The following is a 20554-nucleotide window of genomic DNA, read 5'->3' on the forward strand; positions in this document are numbered from 1 at the left end:
ACATGTCTGTAATTATTCCGGACGTTTGTGCGGTGGTGCCGGCCGCCGGATTTGGCCGCCGCATGCAAACGGAATGTCCCAAGCAATATCTTTCCATTGGCGATAAAACGATCCTCGAACACGCGGTGGCAGCCTTACTGGCCAATCCGCACGTGGGGCGCGTTATTATCGCTGTCAGCCCCGGTGACGAGCGATTTGCCCGCTTGCCGCTGGCGCAACATCCTGCCATTACCGTTGTGGCTGGTGGCGCAGAACGCGCAGATTCCGTACTGGCGGGGCTGAAAGCCGCGCAAGGGGCGCAGTGGGTGCTGGTGCACGACGCCGCACGTCCTTGCCTGCATCAGGATGATTTAAACCGCCTGCTTACGCTTCGCGAAACCAGCCGGGTCGGCGGTATTCTTGCTGCGCCGGTTCGCGATACCATGAAGCGTGCAGAGCCCGGTAAAACGGCTATTGCGCATACCGTGGAGCGTAACGATTTATGGCATGCGCTCACGCCGCAATTTTTCCCCCTGGAACTTCTGCACGACTGCCTGACGCGCGCGCTCAACGACGGTGCGACGATCACCGATGAGGCCTCGGCACTCGAGTATTGCGGATTCCACCCGGAACTGGTCGCCGGACGCGCGGATAATATTAAGGTGACGCGTCCCGAAGATCTGAAACTTGCAGAATTTTATCTCACCCACTCTGAACACCAGGAGAAGGCATAATGCGCATTGGACACGGTTTTGACGTACACGCATTTGGCGGCGATGGCCCCATTATTATCGGTGGCGTCCGCATTCCCTGGGAGAAAGGCCTGCTGGCGCACTCCGATGGCGATGTCGCGTTACATGCGCTGACCGACGCCCTGTTAGGCGCCGCGGCGTTGGGAGATATTGGCAAACTGTTCCCGGACACTGACCCGTCGTTCAAAGGGGCAGACAGCCGTGCGCTGCTGCGTGAAGCATGGCGTCGTATCCAGGCTAAAGGCTATGTGATTGGCAACGTGGACGTCACCATCATCGCGCAGGCGCCGAAAATGCTGCCGCATATCCCGCAGATGCGCGTATTTATCGCCGAGGATTTGGGCTGCCATATGGATGACGTGAACGTAAAAGCGACCACCACCGAGAAACTCGGTTTTACCGGTCGCGGCGAAGGCATTGCCTGTGAGGCGGTAGCGCTCCTGCTTAGGGCCGCGAAATGACAGAGTTCGAGCAACTGACCTATTTGCACGGTAAGCCTGCGGGACGTGGTTTATTGAAAGCCAATCCGGAAGATTTCGTTGTGATCGAGGATTTGGGGTTCGAGCCGGACGGTGAAGGCGAACATATTCTGGTGCGTATTCTGAAAAATGGCTGCAATACCCGCTTCGTTGCGGACGCGCTGGCAAAATTCCTTAAAATACACGCCCGCGAAGTGAGCTTTGCCGGACAGAAAGATAAACACGCCGTGACGGAGCAGTGGCTGTGCGCCCGCGTGCCGGGCAAAGAGATGCCAGACCTGAGCGCGTTTCAACTGGAAGGCTGCAAAGTGCTGGAATATGCTCGTCATAAGCGCAAACTGCGTCTGGGCGCGCTTAAGGGCAATAGCTTTACACTGGTACTGCGCGAAATCAGCCACCGTGACGATGTGGAGTCTCGCCTGCAAGCCATCAACGAAGGTGGCGTACCGAATTATTTTGGCGCACAGCGTTTCGGTATTGGCGGCAGTAACTTACAGGGTGCGCTACGCTGGGCGCAAAGCGATGCCCCGGTGCGCGATCGTAATAAGCGCAGTTTTTGGTTGTCGGCAGCACGCAGTGCGTTGTTTAATCAAATTGTTAGCGAGCGCCTGAAAAAAACAGACTTTAATCAAGTTGTTGACGGCGATGCGCTACAATTATCGGGGCGCGGAAGCTGGTTTGTCGCGACCGAAGAAGAGCGTGGCGAACTGCAGTCGCGCGTTGACGCCAGGGCGTTGATGATTACCGCATCAATGCCGGGAAGCGGCGAGTGGGGAACGCAGGGCCAGGCGCTGTCCTTTGAGCAGGCGGCTGTTGCCGATGCACCGGAGTTGCAGGCTTTGCTGGTGCGCGAAAAGGTAGAAGCATCGCGCCGCGCCATGCTGCTCTTTCCGCAACAATTAAGCTGGAACTGGTGGGATGACGTGACCGTCGAGTTACGCTTCTGGCTGCCGGCAGGTAGCTTCGCCACCAGTGTGGTAAGGGAAATTATCAATACATCGGGTGATTATGCGAATATTGCTGAGTAACGATGACGGGATTCATGCGCCAGGGATTCAAACGCTGGCAAAGGCCCTGCGGGAGTTTGCCGACGTACAGGTCGTGGCTCCCGATCGTAACCGTAGCGGCGCATCGAACTCTTTAACACTGGAATCCTCCCTCAGAACCTTCACCTTCGAAAACGGCGATATCGCGGTGCAAATGGGCACCCCGACCGATTGCGTCTATCTGGGCGTCAACGCGCTGATGCGCCCGCGCCCGGACGTTGTCGTCTCCGGCATAAATGCCGGGCCGAACCTCGGAGATGACGTTATCTATTCTGGTACTGTCGCGGCAGCGATGGAAGGACGTCATCTGGGCTTTCCGGCTCTGGCGGTGTCGTTAAACGGCCAGACGCATTACGAGACAGCCGCCGCTGTCACTTGCTCCATTCTGCGCGCGCTGTCGCGCGAGCCGTTACGTACCGGGCGTATTCTGAATATTAATGTCCCGGACTTGCCGCTCAGTGAAATCAAAGGTATTCGTGTTACCCGCTGTGGCAGTCGTCATCCAGCGGATCAGGTCATTCCGCAGCAGGATCCACGAGGCAACACGCTTTACTGGATTGGCCCGCCGGGCGAGAAATGCGACGCCGGGCCGGATACCGATTTTGCCGCCATCGATGAGGGTTTTGTTTCTGTCACCCCGCTGCACGTGGATTTAACCGCGCATAGCGCGCATGATGTTGTTTCGGGCTGGCTGGAACGCGCCGGAGTGAGTAAACGATGGTGAGCAGACGCGTACAAACACTGCTTGATCAATTACGCGCGCAGGGCATTACCGATGAGCATGTGCTGGAAGCCATTTCTCTGGTGCCGCGCGAGAAATTTATCGATGAAGCGTTTGAACACAAGGCCTGGGATAACGTGGCGCTGCCTATCGGCCAGGGCCAGACAATCTCTCAGCCTTATATGGTGGCGCGGATGACAGCTTTACTCGAGCTGACGCCGCAATCACGGGTGCTGGAAATCGGTACGGGGTCTGGTTATCAGACTGCGATACTGGCGCATCTGGTCCATCACGTTTGTACGGTTGAACGCATTAAAAGTCTGCAATGGCACGCACGACGCCGCCTTAAACAACTTGATTTACATAATGTTTCAACTCGACATGGCGATGGCTGGCAGGGTTGGCAGGCGCGCGGTCCATTTGATGCCATTATTGTCACAGCCGCACCGCCAGAAATTCCGGCGGCATTGATGTCGCAACTGGATGAAGGCGGGATTCTCGTTTTACCTGTGGGCGACGAGCAGCAATTTCTGAAACGTGTTCGCCGGCGGGGAGGCGAATTTATCATCGATACCGTGGAGGCCGTGCGCTTTGTGCCGTTGGTTAAAGGCGAGCTGGCCTGATAAACAGATTTTTCCTGATGTTTTCATGCCGCATCAGCGTATGGTGGGCAAACTTGCCGAAACCGTTCACGGTTAATTTTAAGTCATTGGTAGCTAACACATTCCTGGGGGATAAATGAGCACGGGAAGCCCTAAATTCACCGTAAGCCGTGTTGCGGCACTATCACTGGTTTCTATCTGGCTGGCAGGCTGTACAAGCTCCAGCAACGCACCCGCTCCGGTCAGTTCGGTGGGTGGCAATACCAGCTCCAGCAGCAATTCCGGAATGTTAATCACTCCGCCGCCAAAAATCGGCACCGCATCACAGCCGCAAATACAACCCGTTCAGCGCCCGGTAACACAGCCCACGCCTGTTCAGTCAGTGCCGGAACAGCCTGTTCAGACTGTGAATGGCAAGATCATCTATAACCGTCAGTATGGGAACATTCCGAAAGGAAGCTATACCGGTGGCAGTACCTATACCGTCAAACGTGGGGATACCTTATTTTATATTGCGTGGATAACCGGGAACGATTTCCGCGATCTGGCCCAGCGTAACCATGTCGCTGCACCGTACGGCCTGACGGTAGGTCAAACCTTGCAGGTGGGTAATGCATCAGGTGCGCCAATAACGGGCGGAAACGCGATAACGCAGGCAGATGCGAGTGCACAAGGAATTGTCTCAAAACCTGCACAAAATTCCACCGTAGCTGTTGCTTCAAAACCAACAATTACGTATTCTGAGGATTCAGGTGAACAAAGTGCTAACAAAATGTTGCCGAACAACAAGCCTGCGACCCCTGTCACAGCGCCTGTTACGGCTCCAACAATTAGCACTACCGAACCGACCATCAGCAGCACGTCAACCAGTACGCCAATCGCTTCATGGCGCTGGCCGACAGATGGCAAAGTTATCGACAACTTCTCTGCTACCGAAGGTGGTAATAAAGGTGTCGATATCGCTGGTAGCAAAGGACAGGCAATCGTCGCGACCGCAGATGGGCGCGTCGTCTATGCCGGTAACGCGCTGCGCGGTTACGGTAATCTTATTATCATCAAACATAATGATGATTACCTGAGTGCCTACGCCCATAACGATACGATCCTGGTCCGGGAACAACAAGAAGTTAAGGCGGGGCAAAAAATCGCTACCATGGGTAGCTCCGGAACCAGTTCTACACGCTTGCATTTTGAAATTCGTTACAAGGGGAAATCCGTAAACCCGCTGCGTTATTTGCCGCAGCGATAAATCGGCAAAGTGGTTGAACCGTTCCTCATTGTTGTCGTTGCAGCGCGCGCAGATGCCGCTGCAATGGTCAGTAATGAAGTGCTATTCAGGTGCTTTGTCCAGGGATCACGGGTAGGAGCCACCTTATGAGTCAGAATACGCTGAAAGTTCATGATTTAAATGAAGATGCGGAATTTGATGAGAACGGAGTAGAGGCTTTTGATGAAAAAGCCTTAGTTGAAGAGGAACCCAGTGATAACGACCTGGCCGAAGAGGAATTGTTATCGCAGGGCGCTACCCAGCGTGTGCTGGATGCGACTCAGCTTTATCTTGGGGAAATTGGTTATTCCCCGCTGCTAACGGCCGAAGAAGAAGTTTATTTTGCACGTCGCGCATTGCGTGGTGACGTTGCATCGCGCCGTCGCATGATCGAAAGTAACCTGCGTCTGGTAGTGAAAATTGCCCGTCGTTATAGCAATCGTGGCCTGGCATTGCTGGACCTGATTGAAGAGGGGAATCTGGGCCTGATCCGTGCGGTTGAGAAATTCGACCCGGAACGTGGTTTCCGCTTCTCCACTTATGCGACCTGGTGGATTCGTCAGACTATTGAACGGGCGATTATGAATCAAACCCGTACTATTCGTCTGCCAATCCATATTGTTAAAGAGCTGAACGTTTATCTGCGTACCGCGCGTGAGTTGTCCCATAAACTGGACCACGAACCGAGTGCGGAAGAGATTGCCGAGCAACTCGACAAACCGGTCGATGATGTGAGTCGCATGTTGCGCCTCAACGAGCGTATCACCTCGGTGGACACACCGCTGGGCGGTGATTCTGAGAAAGCGCTGCTGGATATCCTGGCCGATGAGAAAGAAAACGGTCCGGAAGACACCACGCAAGATGACGACATGAAACAGAGCATCGTCAAATGGCTGTTCGAACTGAACGCCAAACAGCGTGAAGTGCTGGCACGTCGTTTCGGTCTGTTGGGATATGAAGCAGCAACGCTTGAAGATGTGGGTCGTGAAATCGGTCTGACACGCGAGCGCGTCCGTCAGATTCAGGTTGAAGGTCTGCGCCGTCTGCGTGAAATTCTGCAGGCACAAGGGCTGAATATCGAAGCGCTCTTCCGCGAATAAGTATGAACATCAAAAGGCCGGTCAAATGACCGGCCTTTTTCTTTGCGCGCTTTCCGGCTTAACGCTTATCTGCCGCCAGTAACGGTGGGATTGTTGGCACCTGCGGCGCGTCATCTATATCTTTTTGCGTCATACGAAACGCCTCCGGATAGTGTTCGCGGCTTGTGCGGCGTAGTGGTTCGGTATCGCGCCAGGTATACAGACAATGCTGGCACTGATAAACAGTCCAGATACCTTTCACCGGTGAGGTTGCCATCACCTCAATATGTTCATCGGCACAACGTGGACAAATCATTCTCCCCTCCTTATTTACGTGCGGCCAGCATCGCGGTCAGTTTTTCAACCCACTCTTTGGTTTCAGGTAAATCCTGTACCGGCTGGCTGTAGTGACCGCGCCTGTCCGGTGCGACCGGTGTCGTCGCGTCGATAATCAGTTTGTCGGTAATGCCTGCCGGACTTGAGCCAGGATCCAGCTCCAGCACCGACATATTCGGCAACTGTACAAGATCGCCTGCCGGGTTTACTTTTGATGACATCGCCCACATCACCTGTGGCAGGTTGAATGGGTCAACGTCTTCATCGACCATAATCACCATTTTTACGTAACCCAGGCCGTGTGGCGTGGTCATTGCACGCAGCCCTACCGCGCGGGCAAAACCGCCGTAGCGTTTTTTGGTTGAGATAATTGCCAGCAGACCATGGGTGTACATGGCGTTCACCGCCTGTACTTCCGGAAACTCAGCTTTTAACTGTTGATAAAGGGGGACACAGGTTGCCGGGCCAATCAGGTAGTCGATTTCGGTCCATGGCATGCCCAGGTATAGCGATTCAAAAATCGGTTTTGTGCGATAAGAGACCTTATCAATACGCACGACCGTCATATTGCGCCCACCGGAATAGTGACCAGTAAATTCGCCGAACGGCCCTTCGATTTCGCGTTTACGCCCTTCGATGACCCCTTCGAGGATCACTTCCGAGCCCCATGGCACATCAAAACCGGTGAGCGGCGCAGTGGCAATGGGGTAAGGACTTTCGCGCAGCGCGCCGGCCATTTCGTATTCTGACTGATCGTATTTCAGCGGCGTGGCGCCCATGAGGGTGATGATCGGATCGTTACCCAGCGTAATGGCAACCGGCAAGTCTTCGCCGCGTTCTTCCGCTTTATGCAGATGAAGCGCGATGTCGTGCATTGGTACCGGCTGCAAACCCAGTTTGCGTTTACCTTTCACTTCCATGCGGTAGATGCCGACGTTTTGCTTACCAAAATGGTCAGGATCGACCGGATCGCGGGAGACGACGCAGGCTTTATCCAGATAGAAACCGCCATCGCCGTCATTCAGGCGAAACAACGGCAGGATGTCGAACAGGTTAATCTCGTCACCATCAACGGTGTTTTCCGCCCACATCGGATTTGCGCGGCGTTCCGGTGCGACAGGGAAGGTATCCCAGCGGCGAATAAATTCTTCAATCTGCTTTTTAACCGGGGTGTTCGACGGCAACCCCATGGAAATGGCGTGATTCTGCCAGGAACCAATAGTGTTCATTGCCACGCGCGCATCGGTAAAACCGCGAATATTATCGAACCACAGCGCAGGCGCACCGTCGCCAATACGCCCGGTTGCATTAGCCGCCGCCGCGATATCCGGCTCGGCGTTAACCTCTTCACTGATTTTCAGCAGTTGCCCTTCGTCATCAAGAGCCTGCAGGAAGCTTCGTAAATCATCAAAAGCCATATTCTTTCTCCTGTGAAAAATGCTGTGCCGCCTGCAGGCCTTCCCAGCGGCGTGCTTTACGGTGCTCCAGACCAAACTGGTCGAGCACGCGGGTCACGATATGCCAGGTAATGTCATCAACGGTCTGCGGATGGTTGTAATAAGCGGGCATAGGGGGAACCATCGCTACCCCCATGCGGGAAAGCGCTAACATATTTTCTAAATGAATGGTGCTAAGCGGCATTTCGCGCGGAACGAGGACCAGCTTGCGACCCTCTTTGAGCACGACATCGGCGGCGCGTCCGACCAGCCCTTCGGCATAGCCCGCACGAATACCTGCCAGCGTTTTCATGCTGCAGGGAATAACTATCATGCCGTCGGTACGAAACGAGCCTGAGGAGATGGTGGCAGCCTGATCGGCCGGGTTATGCGTGACATCTGCCAGTGCCGCAACCTCGCGGGCAGTCCAGGGGGTTTCCAGTTCGATGGTGGTTTTCGCCCACTTCGACATCACCAGGTGAGTTTCAACCTCTGGCATCTCATGCAGCGCCTGCAATAACGCCACGCCCAGAGGGGCGCCGGTTGCCCCCGTCATCCCAATTATCAGTTTCATTCACCACCTCAATCATTGTTCGTATGCGAACATTTAAAAATAACCTACTCCCGGGAATCGGCACAGACAAGATTGTTCGTATGCATGCGCATTTTTTGTTAAAAAATGCCGCGTTAAAATTCGGCAAGTTAATGGCTATCATAGGGAGGAGAAACCCGTAATGGAGCATTCATGGAGTTAAGAAAAGAGGCCTTTCACCTGCTACGTCAGCTTTTCCAGCAGCATACGGCGCGCTGGCAGCAGGTACTGCCGGAACTGACCAAACCACAATATGCGGTGATGCGTTCTATTGCCGAAAACCCCGGCATTGAACAGGTTGCCCTGACGGAGGTGGCGGTCAGTACGAAAGCGACTCTCGCAGAAATGCTCAGCCGTATGGAGACGCGTGGTCTGGTACGCCGGGAACACGATCCTGACGATAAACGACGCCGTTTCTTATTTTTGACCGAGGAAGGTGAAGCCGTGCTGCAAGCGAGCATCCCGGTGGGTAATGGCGTGGATGCCGAGTTTCTTGGCAAATTAAGCGAGGAAGAGCGCGAACAATTCACGCAACTTATTCGTCGGATGATGCGCTGAGTAGTGGGGAAGAGCAGGAAACAAGCCGGGCGGTTTGTTTCCTGCCTGATACGGCGTATTAATTCAGTGTGTATTCCAGCGAGATTTCCGCATTCAATACTTTGGATACCGGACAACCGGCTTTGGCTTTCTGAATGGCTTCATCAAATTTAGCGGGGTCGGCACCCGGAACTTTGACCGCACTTTTCAGGGCGATTTTGGTAATCGCGAATCCGCCGTCAACCTGGTCCAGCGTGACAGTTGCCGTGGTGTCGATACTGTCAGCCGTGTAGCCCACCTCCCCCAATATCATCGAGAGCGCCATTGAGAAACAGGCTGCATGCGCTGCACCGATCAGCTCTTCCGGGTTAGTCCCCTGAACGCCTTCGAAACGGGTGTTAAAGCCATAAGGAAGTTGCTTAAGCGCACCGCTCTCGGTTGAAACCGTCCCTTTCCCACGTTTCAGATCACCTTCCCAGTGAGCCTGCCCTTTCTTGTGAATTGCCATAACATGGTTCCTTTTCATTATTGAAAGAAATAAGTCGAGTCAGATAAAAAGTATAGAAGCCGATATCGGGCTTGCCTGGCAATCGGGGAATTTATTCGATAAACAATGGCCCGCAGGGAACTGCGGGCCGGGAGTATTAGACGAGACTTTTCAGGCGGTAAATCCACTCGAGCGCCTGACGTGGCGTAAGGGAATCCGGGTCCAGATTTTCCAGCGCTTCCATTGCCGGGCTGGTCTCTTCCGGTACGGCTAACAGCGACATCTGCGTACCATCAATCTGCGTGGCGCCCGCACCCGGCGACAGGCTTTCCAGCTCACGTAATTTTCCACGCGCACGCTTGATCACCTCTTTCGGAACACCCGCCAGGGCGGCGACTGCCAGACCATAGCTTTTGCTCGCCGCGCCATCCTGCACGCTGTGCATAAAGGCGATGGTGTCGCCATGTTCCAGCGCGTCAAGATGGACATTGGCCACGCCTTCCATTTTTTCCGGCAACTGTGTCAGTTCGAAATAGTGGGTGGCGAACAAGGTCAACGCTTTGATTTTATTCGCCAGATTTTCCGCACAGGCCCATGCCAACGACAGCCCGTCATAGGTAGAGGTGCCGCGCCCAATTTCATCCATCAGCACCAGGCTGTTTTCCGTAGCGTTATGCAGAATGTTGGCCGTCTCGGTCATCTCCACCATAAAGGTGGAACGCCCGCTTGCCAGATCATCTGCGGCACCCACACGGGTAAAGATGCGGTCAATAGGACCAATTTCCACCTTCTGAGCCGGAACATAGCTGCCGATATAGGCCAACAGCGCAATCAGAGCGGTCTGGCGCATATAGGTACTTTTACCGCCCATGTTCGGGCCGGTAATGATCAGCATTCTGCGCTGTGGAGACAGATTAAGCGGGTTCGCAATAAACGGCTCTTTCAGCACCTGCTCGACCACCGGGTGACGGCCTTCAACGATACGGATACCCGGTTTATCGCTGAAGGTCGGGCAGCAGTAGTTTAGCGTGTCCGCACGCTCCGCCAGGTTGACCAGCACGTCCAGCTCTGCCAGCGCCGTGGCGCTCTGCTGTAAATCGCCAAGGTGTGGCAGGAGCATGTCGAACAGTTCGTCATAGAGCTGTTTTTCCAGCGCCAGCGCTTTGCCTTTTGAGGTCAGAACCTTGTCTTCATACTCTTTCAGTTCAGGAATAATGTAGCGCTCGGCATTTTTCAGCGTCTGACGGCGAACATAGTGAATGGGGGCAAGATGGCTCTGTCCGCGGCTAATCTGAATATAATAGCCATGTACGGCGTTATAGCCGACCTTGAGGGTGTCGAGCCCCAGCTTTTCGCGCTCGCGAATTTCCAGCCTGTCGAGGTAGTCTGTCGCGCCGTCTGCCAGCGCTCGCCACTCATCCAGCTCAGCATTATACCCCGGGGCGATAACGCCGCCATCGCGCACCAGCACCGGCGGCGCGTCAATGATGGCACGCTCCAGCAGTTCACGTAGCTCAGTGAACTCGCCCATTTTTTCCCGCAGGTTCTGCACCGGCTCGCTCTTCACGTGCGCCAGTTGGGCTCGGAGTTCCGGTAGTTGCTGGAAAGCATGGCGCATCCGCGCCAGGTCGCGTGGTCTGGCGGTACGCAGCGCCAGACGAGCAAGGATACGCTCCAGATCGCCAACCTGACGCAGTACGGGCTGCAATTGCGCGGTGTTTTCCTGCAATGCGCCAATGGTTTGCTGACGTTCGAGCAATGTTTTGGTGTCGCGTACCGGCATATGCAGCCAGCGTTTGAGCATACGACTCCCCATCGGCGTAACCGTACAGTCAAGCACGGAGGCCAGGGTGTTTTCGATACCGCCTGCCAGGTTCTGGGTAATTTCCAGATTACGGCGCGTTGCGGCATCCATAATGATGCTGTCCTGCTGGCGCTCCATGGTGATGGAACGAATGTGGGGCAGGGCGGTGCGCTGGGTATCTTTGACATACTGCAGCAGGCAACCCGCAGCACAGAGGCCGCGCGGGGCGTTTTCTACGCCAAAGCCAACCAGATCGCGGGTACCAAATTGCAGATTAAGTTGCTGACGCGCGGTGTCGATTTCAAATTCCCACAGCGGGCGACGACGCAGGCCGCGACGGCCTTCAATCAGGGATGTTTCCGCGAAGTCTTCGGCATAGAGTAATTCAGCCGGGTTAGTGCGTTGCAGTTCTGCCGCCATGGTTTCACGATCTGCGGGTTCACTGACGCGAAAACGTCCGGAGCTAATATCCAGCGTGGCGTAGCCAAATCCTTTGCTGTCCTGCCAGATGGCCGCCAGCAAGTTGTCCTGACGTTCCTGTAATAATGCCTCGTCGCTGATGGTGCCGGGGGTGACAATGCGCACCACTTTGCGCTCGACCGGCCCTTTGCTGGTGGCCGGATCGCCGATTTGCTCGCAAATCGCTACCGATTCACCCAGGCTGACCAGTTTCGCCAGGTAGTTTTCTACCGCATGATGCGGCACCCCGGCCATCGGGATGGGTTCACCTGCGGAGGCTCCGCGTTTCGTCAACGAGATGTCCATGAGTTGAGATGCGCGTTTTGCATCATCATAAAACAGCTCGTAAAAGTCGCCCATGCGATAGAAGAGCAGGATATCCGGATGCTGCGCTTTCAGTTTCAGATACTGCTGCATCATTGGCGTGTGGGCGTCGAAATTCTCTAGTGTACTCATCAGTTTATGATGTCCATTTTCTTAAATTTTAATGAGTTAGTGATGTTGGTTGTTCTCATTGAGTTTCACGCCTCATTGATTTTCATGAATGCCGGGGCATTTCATAAATGCGCAGGTTGCATGATAACGGAGTCTGTGAGGGAGGAAAACCAGAGGGAAGGCCGCTGTTGTTTAAAACGAGAGAAATGATGAAGCCGGGTGACAACGATAAAGCCGATATTGGCAAAAATCGTGGTTTACGCGTCCTCCTGTGGTGTCACCGGGGTTAAGCCTTTTTCTATCGATATACGAGTCCTGTGACTGGAAAACTTGCTCAGGTCAAAATTGGCAACTTTCCGCAGACTTCTCTCGCCGCTGCACGTCTTAAACTCAACGAATTAAAGCTCCTCCGTCAGGAGGGGCGGTGTCCTGCATCAGAACTCAAGCAGGAAAAACAACTTCGTGCAATCGAGGCTGAACAGGCCAAAGTACCTGAATTAACTGTGCAGGGATTAGTTGAGCTCTACCTGACTGAACGCATTGAGGACCGCAAAACTAAGGATGGCAAAATCATTCCGGGGGCCCGGAAGAAGAAAGGCCAGGATGAAGTGCGCAGAACACTGTATGCCGATGCTGTAGATAGCTTGGGCGATCGTAATGCCGCTGAAATCACACGCAATGACGTGATTACGCTTATCAATGGCATTGTTGCCAGAGGAGCAAAAGTGCAAGCCGTAACGTTCTACGGGAGCTGTCTTTGGTCTACGAGTTCGCTATTGGTCTGGGGCGTTTTGATGCCAGCTTTGCTAATCCCGCGCTGTTGGCAAAGTCCAGCCTTCGTCAGACTCGAATCAAGCTTACCAATAATCGTGGTACGCGTGTGCTGAGTGAAGCTGAGCTTAAAAAGTTTCTCCAGTGGTTGCCTGGCTCTACTTTTTCCCCAACAATCAAAAACGTGCTTCGTCTAACCTTGTGGACAGGTCACCCTGTGTCGCATATGTAAATCGAAGGCAAAAAAACTTGTATAGAATTCCGTCAAACGTATAGATTGCAGGACTTGAGAAGCTACCTATGACTGCAAGGAACCCCCAAACCGTCTTCTATTAGAAGATGCTCCATACGAAAGATACAATCAAAGGATGTAGCCCATAATTTGAACGGATTGTAAACAAATGCTGCTTGAGTACAAGTACACTATGGGAGTAATATATTATTTGATGGATAAGAACGATAAAGTCGGCATTTTTCAATGAGCTAACAAATATTACAATTAACTCCTGTTAATCTTGTATATTTTTGGAGTAAGAGAAATGGATAGATGTGGGAATTACTATCTTGAAGACCAAGAAAGGTTAGGCCGAGGTGGGTTTGGTGAGGTTTTTGCTGTTAAGGTTTATGACCTGACTAAAACACATAGCAAAATATTTGCACGTAAATACTTCTCGCCAAGCCCTGAAAATGATGGAAGTACAATCAAAGCTATAGCTGATCTTCGCCAGCGTTTTTTAGTTGAGATTAAAACGCAATGCGATTTAAAAAAATAAATTATGACTCTATAGCGCCAATAGTTCTATTTGATTCAAATGGTGATAAACCGTATTTCGTAATGGAAAAAGCTGATTGCAATTTATTCGAAGCAATCAAGCATGGCATGGAGGATAATGAGCGAAAAAAAGCAGTCCTTCAAATATTGAATGGATTGAAAACAATTCATGAAAATAGATACATCCATAGAGACTTGAAGACCCGTAATATACTAAAGTATCATAATGGGGTTTATAAAATAACCGATTTTGGGTTGGTCAAAGATATGGACTTAGTTCGAGCCGAGATTAAGACTAAATTTGAACCTAACGGGATAGGCACTGACGAGTATAGAGCTCCAGAAATTTCAGAAAGCGGATTATTTTCAGTGCAGTCAGATGTATATGCGATTGGGAAAATTATTAATGACATATATGTTAGCAATACACCCGTTAAACTACGGAAGGTGATTAAAACATGTCGTGAGCATTGGCCAGAAGATCGATATAAAAGTGTACAGGAACTAATTTTCGACTTTAATAACGCTATGGAGGAAGAATAATGATTACGATTTTGGAAACAGTCTCTTTTAGTTATCCCTCCATAGATAAACTGACCTGCCCCCAGAGTTAGATACAACCTTCAGTTAGTAATGTCGGTTGGTTTTTCTTCATATTTCCCGTTTCGCCAGCCCGCTGCAAATTCAGCCGGCGTCAGGTAATTCAGTGATGAATGTGGTCGACACTCGTTATAATCCAGTCGCCAGTCATTAATGATCTTCCTGGCGTGAACAATATCGCTGAACCAGTACTCATTCAGGCATTCATCACGAAAGCGTCCGTTAAAACTCTCAATAAATCCGTTCTGCGTTGGCTTGCCGGGCTGGATAAGTCGCAGCTCCACACCATGCTCAAAAGCCCACTGATCGAGTGCGCGGCAGGTAAACTCCGGGCCCTGATCGGTTCTTATCGTAGCCGGATAGCCGCGAAACAGCGCAATGCTGTCCAGAATACGCGTGACCTGCACGCCTGAAATCCCGAAGGCAACAGTGACCGTCAGGCATTCCTTTGTGAAATCATCCACGCAGGTCAGGCACTTGATCCTGCGACCTGTGGCCAGTGCGTCCATGACGAAATCCATTGACCAGGTCAGATTGGGCGCCATCGGGCGGAGCAGCGGCAGACGTTCTGTTGCCAGCCCTTTACGACGTCGTCTGCGTTTTACACTCAGGCCATTAAGTTGATAGATGCGGTAAACCCGCTTGTGGTTAACGCAAAGACCTTCACGTCGCAGAAGCTGCCAGATACGCCGGTAACCAAAACGGCGGCGTTCAAGTGCCAGCTCTGTGATGCGTAGAGACAGCTGCGCGTCAGCAGGCGGACGCTGAGCCGAATATCGGCAGGTTGACAGGGACAGACCTGCCAGCCTGCAGGCACGACGTTGCGACAGACCCTTAGCCTCGCACATGACTTCCACGGCTTCCCGCTTCTGGTCTGTCGTCAGTACTTTAGCCCAAGAGCCACCTGAAGCGCCTCCTTATCCAGCATGGCTTCAGCAAGCAGCTTCTTGAGTCTGGCGTTCTCTTCCTCAAGAGACTTCAGGCGCTTAACCTCAGGCACCTCCATACCGCCATACTTCTTACGCCAGGTGTAAAAGGTGGCGTCGGAAATGGCGTGCTTACGGCAGAGCTCACGGGCAGAAACGCCGGCTTCGGCCTCGCGGAGAATACAGATGATCTGTTCGTCGGAAAAACGCTTCTTCATGGGGATGTCCTCATGTGGCTTATGAAGACATTACTAACATCGCGGTGTATTAATCAACGGGGAGCAGGTCACTACGCCGGCTCGCCTATAGTGAAAGTAATTTTTTTCAATATTGAGAAAGATACAGATGCAAGTCTGATATCCCCGCTTACAGAAGATGAGTTAATGAAAGCGTTTCATTACATGGAAAACCTTTAGGGGCGACTGCTATGAGCGAGGAGTAGAAGTTCATCACTTTGAACGTGATGCAAACGCCGGGATGTGTTAATCCTCCGATGTCAGGTCAACGCAAATACAAATGCGCTTTGCCCGTACCAGCCCGTCGGTTGACGATGGTGACAACGCTTGATGTGTTTAGCCCTGCCTGGATACTCGGTCAGGACGATAGCAGTGCTGACAATCGTTTCACCGCCGCTTGTGCTTCTTCTGCACGGGTAAAATTGGTAAATCCCATCAATAGTCCGTTTTGCGGCGGGGTGCCTGCATCCCATTCACTGAGCGCCTTGACACCCAGCCCTGCCGCCTGAGCCGCCATTGCCAGCGCTTTATCGGACTGGTGTTCATTCAGGTAAACCAGAACCTGTATTCCCCCGGCCTGTGGCTGGATGTGCAGAGATGAGCCGAAAACACGTTCAAGTGCATCCACAAGGTAACCGCGCCTGACGGCGTACAACTGGCGCATTTTGCGCAAATGGCGGGCAAAATGCCCCTCTTGCATAAACGCTGCCACCATCGCTTGCGGCAGAATCGATCCCGGCCCCGGCCAGCGGTTAACCGCCTCGTGAAAGGTCGATTGCAGAGAGGGGGGGACCACCAGATAGGCCAGACGTAAGCCGGGAAAAAGGACTTTACTGAAAGTACCGGTATAAAGCACACGTTGCTCATGGTCGAGGCTTTTCAGGGCCGGAAGTGGGTGGCCGTGGTAGCGGAACTCACTGTCGTAGTCATCTTCTATGATCCAGGCGTCTTTTTGGTTCGCCCACGCCAGCAACGCCAGACGTCGGGGTAAGGACAGCGCGACGCCTGTGGGGCTTTGGTGGGAAGGGGTGACGACGGCAAAACGTGCGTTCGGTGCCCGTTGCTCCCCGGTGGCAACCTGTAGCCCTTCGTTATCCACCGGAACGGGTGTCAACGTCATTCCCATCTGCTGCAAAAAGTATCTGCCGGGAAAGTAACCCGGGTTTTCATACCAGCCACCGTCGCCTGCCTGTAAAACGGTGCGGCACAACAGCTCAAGCGCCCCCTGATAGCCGATGGTAATAAACACCTGCTCCGGCGTGCAGGCGATACCACGAGAAATCCCCAGATAGGTGGCGATGGCTTCCCGAAGCGGCGCATATCCGGCCGGGTCGGGTTGATTCATCACCGTGGTTTCAATCATGCGCAGCGTTTGCCCCGCCAGGCGAGACCATATTTTCCGGGGGAACGCGTCCAGCGCCGGTACACCTGGCTGAAACGGTAAAATAGTCCCCGTCAGGCGCGCCTGATAAGGCTGCGTAGCGGCGGTTTTGCGTCGTTGTGACGGATTACCGACATTCGGTAACCTCGCCAGTTGAGGGGAGACTCGGGTTCCTGCCGCCCCCTTTGTCACAAGATAGCCTTCACTGACCAGCATCTGGTAAGCCATTTCCACCGTTCCCCGTGCGACGTGAAGCTCGCTGGCGAGATTGCGTATTGACGGGACACGGTCCCCCGGGCGTAACCGACCGGAGGTAATAGCCTCGCGATATCGCTGATACAGCTGCAAATAGAGCGGCGTGTCGGGCTGCCAGTCAGGTTTTGACATCAGTGCTTTCACGTTCTTGTCCTGGTCATTCAGGTAATTCTTGTCACTGTAGCATAGGTCATTGCGGCGATATATTGCCGCCATCAGACAGGAGAAACGTATGGCGACATATGAAGTACACAGAATTGATAGTGAACAGGCGCTCTATGCTGCTTACCTGGTCATGCGGGAGTTGCGACCACACCTGACCGATGCAGAGAATTTTATAGCCCGTGTTCACCGTCAGGCTGAACAGGGTTATTGCCTGCAGGGTGTCTGGCAGGATCAAGCGCTACTGGCACTGGCGGGCTACCGAATTTCGGAAAATCTCATCTACGGGCGCTTTCTGTATGTTGATGATCTTGTGACTGCTCCCCATGCCCGCAGCCACGGTCTGGGCGCGAAATTAATCGATGCTCTGCGCGAAGAGGCACGCAGTCAGAAGTGTACTCACCTGGTGCTTGATACCGGTTTAGGTAATGCGCTGGGCCAACGTTTCTACTATCGACAAGGCTTGCTGGCGGCAGGCATGCACTTTCGCCAGTGCTTAGTATGACGTTTTTTAATAACCGGAGATAACCTGATGACCACCCCGCAACGTTTACCCTATTACACCCTTTCCCCGGAAGCCTATAACGGGTTTGCTGCGACCAAAAAGGCGCTGAGTAAGAGCAGTCTCGGGAAAGCGCTGATTGAATTAGTCTGGCTGCGGATCTCCCAGATTAACGGCTGTGCATTTTGCCTTGAGATGCACGCCAAAGCCCTGCGTGCCGACGGTGAAAGCGCTGCGCGACTGGATAGTCTGGCGGGCTGGCGCGTCAGCGAACTATTCAGCGAACGTGAACGCGCCGCCCTCGCGTGGGCAGAGTCTTTGACGCATGTAGATAAAACGCATGCGCCGGATGAAGATTATACCCCTCTGGAGGCCCATTTCAGCGACGTTGAAATTTCCGATCTGACCTTTGCTATTGCCCTGATGAGCGCATTTAACCGTCTGGCGATCGGCATGCGTCAGTAATCCCTGTATCCGGCTCAGGGACGTGCCGGAATATAAGTATCCTGCATATCAATTATCTATCGCAGAACAATATGCCGTGATCTTTGCTGCGGGCCTTGCGGCTGAAAGCCTTAAGCCGATTGGCGCTATCTAATCAACTTTCCTTCAGCGCGCATACGACCCGCTTATCCATGCTGTTGCGTTACAGAATCTGCTTGTTGTCTTTGCTATCGATCGGGCAGGGATTGTGGGTGCCGATGGCGTACCACACCTGGGTTGCGATGGCTCCGCGTTGCCGCGTTGTATTCCCGGCATGATCGTTATGGCAGCGTCGAATGAAAACGAGTGCCGTCAAATGCTTTACACCGCCCAGCAACCAACATCACTCACCGTGGTGCGCTATCCCCATCGACAAAGGGGAAGCACTCTGACATGCGTTCCAGACGTCAAAGATACGCATCGCGATTCGTGTAATAGCGCTTGACAGGATTTCAGCAATCGGTAATCTCGTTTTCGGGAATAAATTCTCACATATGAGATTCGTCATGAGCAATGAAGATTACAGAGTACGATTAGCCGCACGTCTGGCTGCGCTACGCTTACAACAGAACTGGTCGCTTGATGAGCTTTCCGTTGCATCAGGCATCAGCAGGGCCTCCTTATCACGGATTGAACGCAGTGAAGTCAGCCCGACAGCAGAGGTTCTTAACCAACTCTGCATTGTATATGGAATGACGATGTCCCGGCTTCTTAGCGAGGTTGAACAGACCGCAGATAATCTGTTCAGGGCCGATCAACAATCCCTGTGGCAGGATGAGCTTAATGGATTTGAGCGACGTATGTTAATACCACCTTCTCATCAGTTCAGATGCGAGATGGTCGAGGGAAAATTGCGCCCGGGTGCTTTCATTGAATATTCAAATCCTCCCGTCCAGGGGCTTGAACAATATATATGGTTATATTCCGGTGAATTAACCATTACGATGAACAGTGAAAAATGGACCCTGAAAGAAGGTGACAGTTTGCGTTTTCATTTATCCGGCTCTTCATCTTTTAGCGCGCATGAAAGCCTCGGTGCACATTATATTTTGGTGGTATGTAAATCATGATTGAATATGAACTTCTCAGTGCGACACAGGCGCATCAGTGCTTACCCGAATTAGGTGATGTGTTACAGTCTTGTGTAAAGGATGGGGCAAGCGTAGGCTTTACCGATCCCAATGATCGTCGGGCAATTGATAGTTTCTGGAAAGATAAAATTTATAGCCTTGCCAGTCAAGATTGTGAGTTATTAATCGCCCGTGATAATGGTTTTTTGGCTGCAACCGTCATCATAAACTATTGCAGAACGCCTAATGGCCGCCATCGAGCTGAAATCTCTAAACTGCTCGTTCATCCGCAGGCGCGTCGTCAGGGGATTGCCAGAGCGTTAATGAATCGGGCAGAGGAAATGGCCTGGGAAAAAGGGATCTCCTTGCTTGTGCTTGATACCCGCAGTGGCGATGTGGCCAGCGAGTTATATCTTTCCCTGGGCTGGCAGATAGCCGGGAAAATTCCCTGTTATGCCAGCTCGATAGATAATACTCTTCATGCCTCTACATTTATGTACAAAATTAATAATCCAGGTAGCTAATTTTATATTGCCTGGCACGATTGGCATTATTATCGCTCGCCATTCTAAAGCCTATGTTTGTGTGCGTAAAAATAAGGGGCGCAGGTCTGCTTAGGGTGAGGATCGTCTGGCGCTGGCGAGCTATTTACTGTTTAACCTGAAAACGAACGTAACATGCGGACGAGTAACATCGTGCCCTGATTAAGCACGCGTAGCCCGAAAAAGGTGCCTGCACCGCCATCCAGGAATACCTTGATGGCGGTATCTTTAACGACCACCGTCTGCACGTGCCGGAGCAGGGCTGGCGGTAATTTTAATGTAATGCCTCAATGCCAGAGGGCGCGAAACGCCGCGTGGATCGCCGACAAAAGGCAGACTCATAAAGGGCGCCGCAGGTATTTCAACTCGCCATGTGGTATCACCGATAAAGCGAAATTCAACGGCATTCGCCAGGATATGCAAATCTGCAAACGACCCGGTGAGATATGCTCCACCCAGCGTCAGTATCTCTTTCACTCCAACATTCAGTTCAATCAATGCAATATTCAGCATTTCCTCAAAGGGAGTATCATCAGTAAGAAATAACAACAGCCGGCTGTTATCTACCTGAACAGCCGCTTCCAGCACCTGAACAGGAACGGTAATACCGGTCTCTTTTGCTGCCAGCAGAACTTCGTATTTTCCCATCGCTGTCGCTGTTGGTTCTTCTCGGATTTGAAGCGTAACGTTATCGAGCTGCCTGAACATAGTTAATCCGGGTATCCGCTTATTTGCCGTACTGCTATTGCACTGCCAGCATATGCGCCTGTCGCATCAATATGCAAACCCAAAGCGGCATTGACCTCATTGTGCGTCGGGGGATTCTCAGCGCGTAGCAATGAC

The 20554-nt window shown here is 52.6% G+C and carries 23 protein-coding genes and 1 pseudogene; 16 read left to right on the top strand and 8 right to left on the bottom strand.

All coding sequences use genetic code 11. The features are described 5' to 3' along the window. Positions 1-2 precede the first annotated feature (2 nt). From ispD to rpoS, 7 genes are all read left to right on the top strand, one after another. Positions 3-713 (top strand): 2-C-methyl-D-erythritol 4-phosphate cytidylyltransferase, encoded by a 711-nt coding sequence (gene ispD, locus AB182_RS04610; protein WP_047369079.1) that lies wholly within the window; start codon positions 3-5, stop codon positions 711-713. Then, entirely contained in the window at positions 713-1192 is a 480-nt protein-coding gene (gene ispF, locus AB182_RS04615; RefSeq protein ID WP_047369080.1) for a 2-C-methyl-D-erythritol 2,4-cyclodiphosphate synthase, read from the top strand. The genes ispD and ispF overlap by 1 nt, the downstream gene beginning before the upstream one ends. Beyond that, positions 1189-2238, top strand: a complete 1050-nt coding sequence (gene truD, locus AB182_RS04620) for a tRNA pseudouridine(13) synthase TruD (RefSeq protein ID WP_047369081.1) — start codon at positions 1189-1191, stop codon at positions 2236-2238. Before ispF ends, truD begins: the two co-directional genes overlap by 4 nt. Next, positions 2219-2980, top strand: coding sequence for a 5'/3'-nucleotidase SurE (gene surE / locus AB182_RS04625; protein WP_047369082.1), 762 nt, complete (start codon positions 2219-2221; stop codon positions 2978-2980). Before truD ends, surE begins: the two co-directional genes overlap by 20 nt. Continuing rightward, positions 2974-3600, top strand: a complete 627-nt coding sequence (locus AB182_RS04630; RefSeq protein ID WP_047369083.1) for a protein-L-isoaspartate(D-aspartate) O-methyltransferase — start codon at positions 2974-2976, stop codon at positions 3598-3600. The genes surE and AB182_RS04630 overlap by 7 nt, the downstream gene beginning before the upstream one ends. A gap of 175 nt (positions 3601-3775) precedes the next feature. Next, positions 3776-4828: a murein hydrolase activator NlpD gene (nlpD, locus tag AB182_RS04635; RefSeq protein WP_223883613.1), complete on the top strand. Its 1053-nt coding sequence runs from the start codon at positions 3776-3778 to the stop codon at positions 4826-4828. A gap of 125 nt (positions 4829-4953) precedes the next feature. Then, a complete protein-coding gene (gene rpoS, locus AB182_RS04640) occupies positions 4954-5946 on the top strand; it encodes an RNA polymerase sigma factor RpoS (protein ID WP_039077679.1) in 993 nt (330 codons plus the stop codon). Between the two features lie 58 nt (positions 5947-6004). On the opposite strand, the gene AB182_RS04645 is transcribed toward rpoS, so the two are convergent. From AB182_RS04645 to AB182_RS04655, 3 genes are read right to left on the bottom strand one after another with little or no spacing between them, the layout of a single operon-like run. After that, the gene (locus AB182_RS04645) at positions 6005-6241 is read right to left on the bottom strand and encodes a non-oxidative hydroxyarylic acid decarboxylases subunit D (protein ID WP_039077678.1); all 237 of its coding nucleotides are present in this window, start codon (positions 6239-6241) and stop codon (positions 6005-6007) included. Positions 6242-6251: 10 nt separating this feature from the next. After that, a complete protein-coding gene (locus AB182_RS04650; protein ID WP_047369085.1) occupies positions 6252-7679 on the bottom strand; it encodes a non-oxidative hydroxyarylic acid decarboxylases subunit C in 1428 nt (475 codons plus the stop codon). Next, a complete protein-coding gene (locus AB182_RS04655; RefSeq protein ID WP_047369086.1) occupies positions 7669-8271 on the bottom strand; it encodes a non-oxidative hydroxyarylic acid decarboxylases subunit B in 603 nt (200 codons plus the stop codon). The genes AB182_RS04650 and AB182_RS04655 overlap by 11 nt, the downstream gene beginning before the upstream one ends. A gap of 171 nt (positions 8272-8442) precedes the next feature. Here AB182_RS04655 and AB182_RS04660 point away from each other — a divergent pair, with 171 nt between their 5' ends. Continuing rightward, positions 8443-8847 (top strand): MarR family winged helix-turn-helix transcriptional regulator, encoded by a 405-nt coding sequence (locus AB182_RS04660; RefSeq protein WP_047369087.1) that lies wholly within the window; start codon positions 8443-8445, stop codon positions 8845-8847. 58 nt (positions 8848-8905) lie between these two features. Here AB182_RS04660 and AB182_RS04665 read toward each other — a convergent pair whose 3' ends face one another. Both AB182_RS04665 and mutS read right to left on the bottom strand, forming a co-directional pair. Then, a complete protein-coding gene (locus AB182_RS04665) occupies positions 8906-9334 on the bottom strand; it encodes an OsmC family protein (RefSeq protein ID WP_047369088.1) in 429 nt (142 codons plus the stop codon). A 136-nt stretch (positions 9335-9470) separates the two neighbouring features. Continuing rightward, the gene (gene mutS / locus AB182_RS04670; RefSeq protein WP_047369089.1) at positions 9471-12032 is read right to left on the bottom strand and encodes a DNA mismatch repair protein MutS; all 2562 of its coding nucleotides are present in this window, start codon (positions 12030-12032) and stop codon (positions 9471-9473) included. A 107-nt stretch (positions 12033-12139) separates the two neighbouring features. Here mutS and AB182_RS04675 point away from each other — a divergent pair. The 3 genes and pseudogenes from AB182_RS04675 to AB182_RS04680 form a co-directional block, all read left to right on the top strand. Continuing rightward, positions 12140-12993, top strand: a pseudogene (locus AB182_RS04675) (tyrosine-type recombinase/integrase); the annotation flags it as partial. Positions 12994-13321: 328 nt separating this feature from the next. Beyond that, positions 13322-13555: a hypothetical protein gene (locus AB182_RS32920; RefSeq protein ID WP_223883574.1), complete on the top strand. Its 234-nt coding sequence runs from the start codon at positions 13322-13324 to the stop codon at positions 13553-13555. Then, positions 13537-14097 carry a protein kinase family protein gene (locus AB182_RS04680; RefSeq protein ID WP_223883575.1) on the top strand — a complete coding sequence of 187 codons (561 nt, stop codon included), beginning with the start codon at positions 13537-13539 and terminating at the stop codon, positions 14095-14097. The genes AB182_RS32920 and AB182_RS04680 overlap by 19 nt, the downstream gene beginning before the upstream one ends. An 80-nt stretch (positions 14098-14177) precedes the next feature. Here AB182_RS04680 and AB182_RS04685 read toward each other — a convergent pair. Continuing rightward, a protein-coding gene (locus tag AB182_RS04685; protein ID WP_120773466.1) for an IS3-like element ISKpn34 family transposase occupies positions 14178-15298 on the bottom strand; the annotation gives its coding sequence in 2 pieces (ribosomal slippage) (positions 14178-15046 and positions 15046-15298; 1122 coding nt in all). Positions 15299-15674: 376 nt separating this feature from the next. After that, complete coding sequence (gene pdxR / locus AB182_RS04700) at positions 15675-17084, bottom strand: MocR-like pyridoxine biosynthesis transcription factor PdxR (RefSeq protein ID WP_047373182.1); 1410 nt, start codon at positions 17082-17084, stop codon at positions 15675-15677. 100 nt (positions 17085-17184) lie between these two features. Here pdxR and AB182_RS04705 point away from each other — a divergent pair, with 100 nt between their 5' ends. From AB182_RS04705 to AB182_RS04720, 5 genes are all read left to right on the top strand, one after another. After that, a complete protein-coding gene (locus tag AB182_RS04705) occupies positions 17185-17619 on the top strand; it encodes a GNAT family N-acetyltransferase (protein WP_047369091.1) in 435 nt (144 codons plus the stop codon). A 27-nt stretch (positions 17620-17646) separates the two neighbouring features. After that, entirely contained in the window at positions 17647-18081 is a 435-nt protein-coding gene (locus AB182_RS04710; RefSeq protein ID WP_047369092.1) for a carboxymuconolactone decarboxylase family protein, read from the top strand. A gap of 190 nt (positions 18082-18271) precedes the next feature. Beyond that, positions 18272-18544: a hypothetical protein gene (locus AB182_RS33325; RefSeq protein WP_380081267.1), complete on the top strand. Its 273-nt coding sequence runs from the start codon at positions 18272-18274 to the stop codon at positions 18542-18544. A 61-nt stretch (positions 18545-18605) separates the two neighbouring features. Beyond that, the gene (locus AB182_RS04715; protein ID WP_047369093.1) at positions 18606-19169 is read left to right on the top strand and encodes a helix-turn-helix domain-containing protein; all 564 of its coding nucleotides are present in this window, start codon (positions 18606-18608) and stop codon (positions 19167-19169) included. After that, complete coding sequence (locus AB182_RS04720) at positions 19166-19693, top strand: GNAT family N-acetyltransferase (RefSeq protein WP_047369094.1); 528 nt, start codon at positions 19166-19168, stop codon at positions 19691-19693. The genes AB182_RS04715 and AB182_RS04720 overlap by 4 nt, the downstream gene beginning before the upstream one ends. A 246-nt stretch (positions 19694-19939) precedes the next feature. Here the strand turns inward: AB182_RS04720 and AB182_RS04725 are convergent, their stop codons facing one another. Continuing rightward, on the bottom strand, positions 19940-20419 hold the full coding sequence (locus AB182_RS04725) for a hypothetical protein (RefSeq protein WP_047369095.1): 480 nt from the start codon (positions 20417-20419) through the stop codon (positions 19940-19942). Between the last annotated feature and the right edge of the window lie 135 nt (positions 20420-20554).

This window comes from Phytobacter ursingii (genome assembly GCF_001022135.1).
Taxonomy (GTDB): Bacteria; Pseudomonadota; Gammaproteobacteria; order Enterobacterales; family Enterobacteriaceae; genus Phytobacter; species Phytobacter ursingii.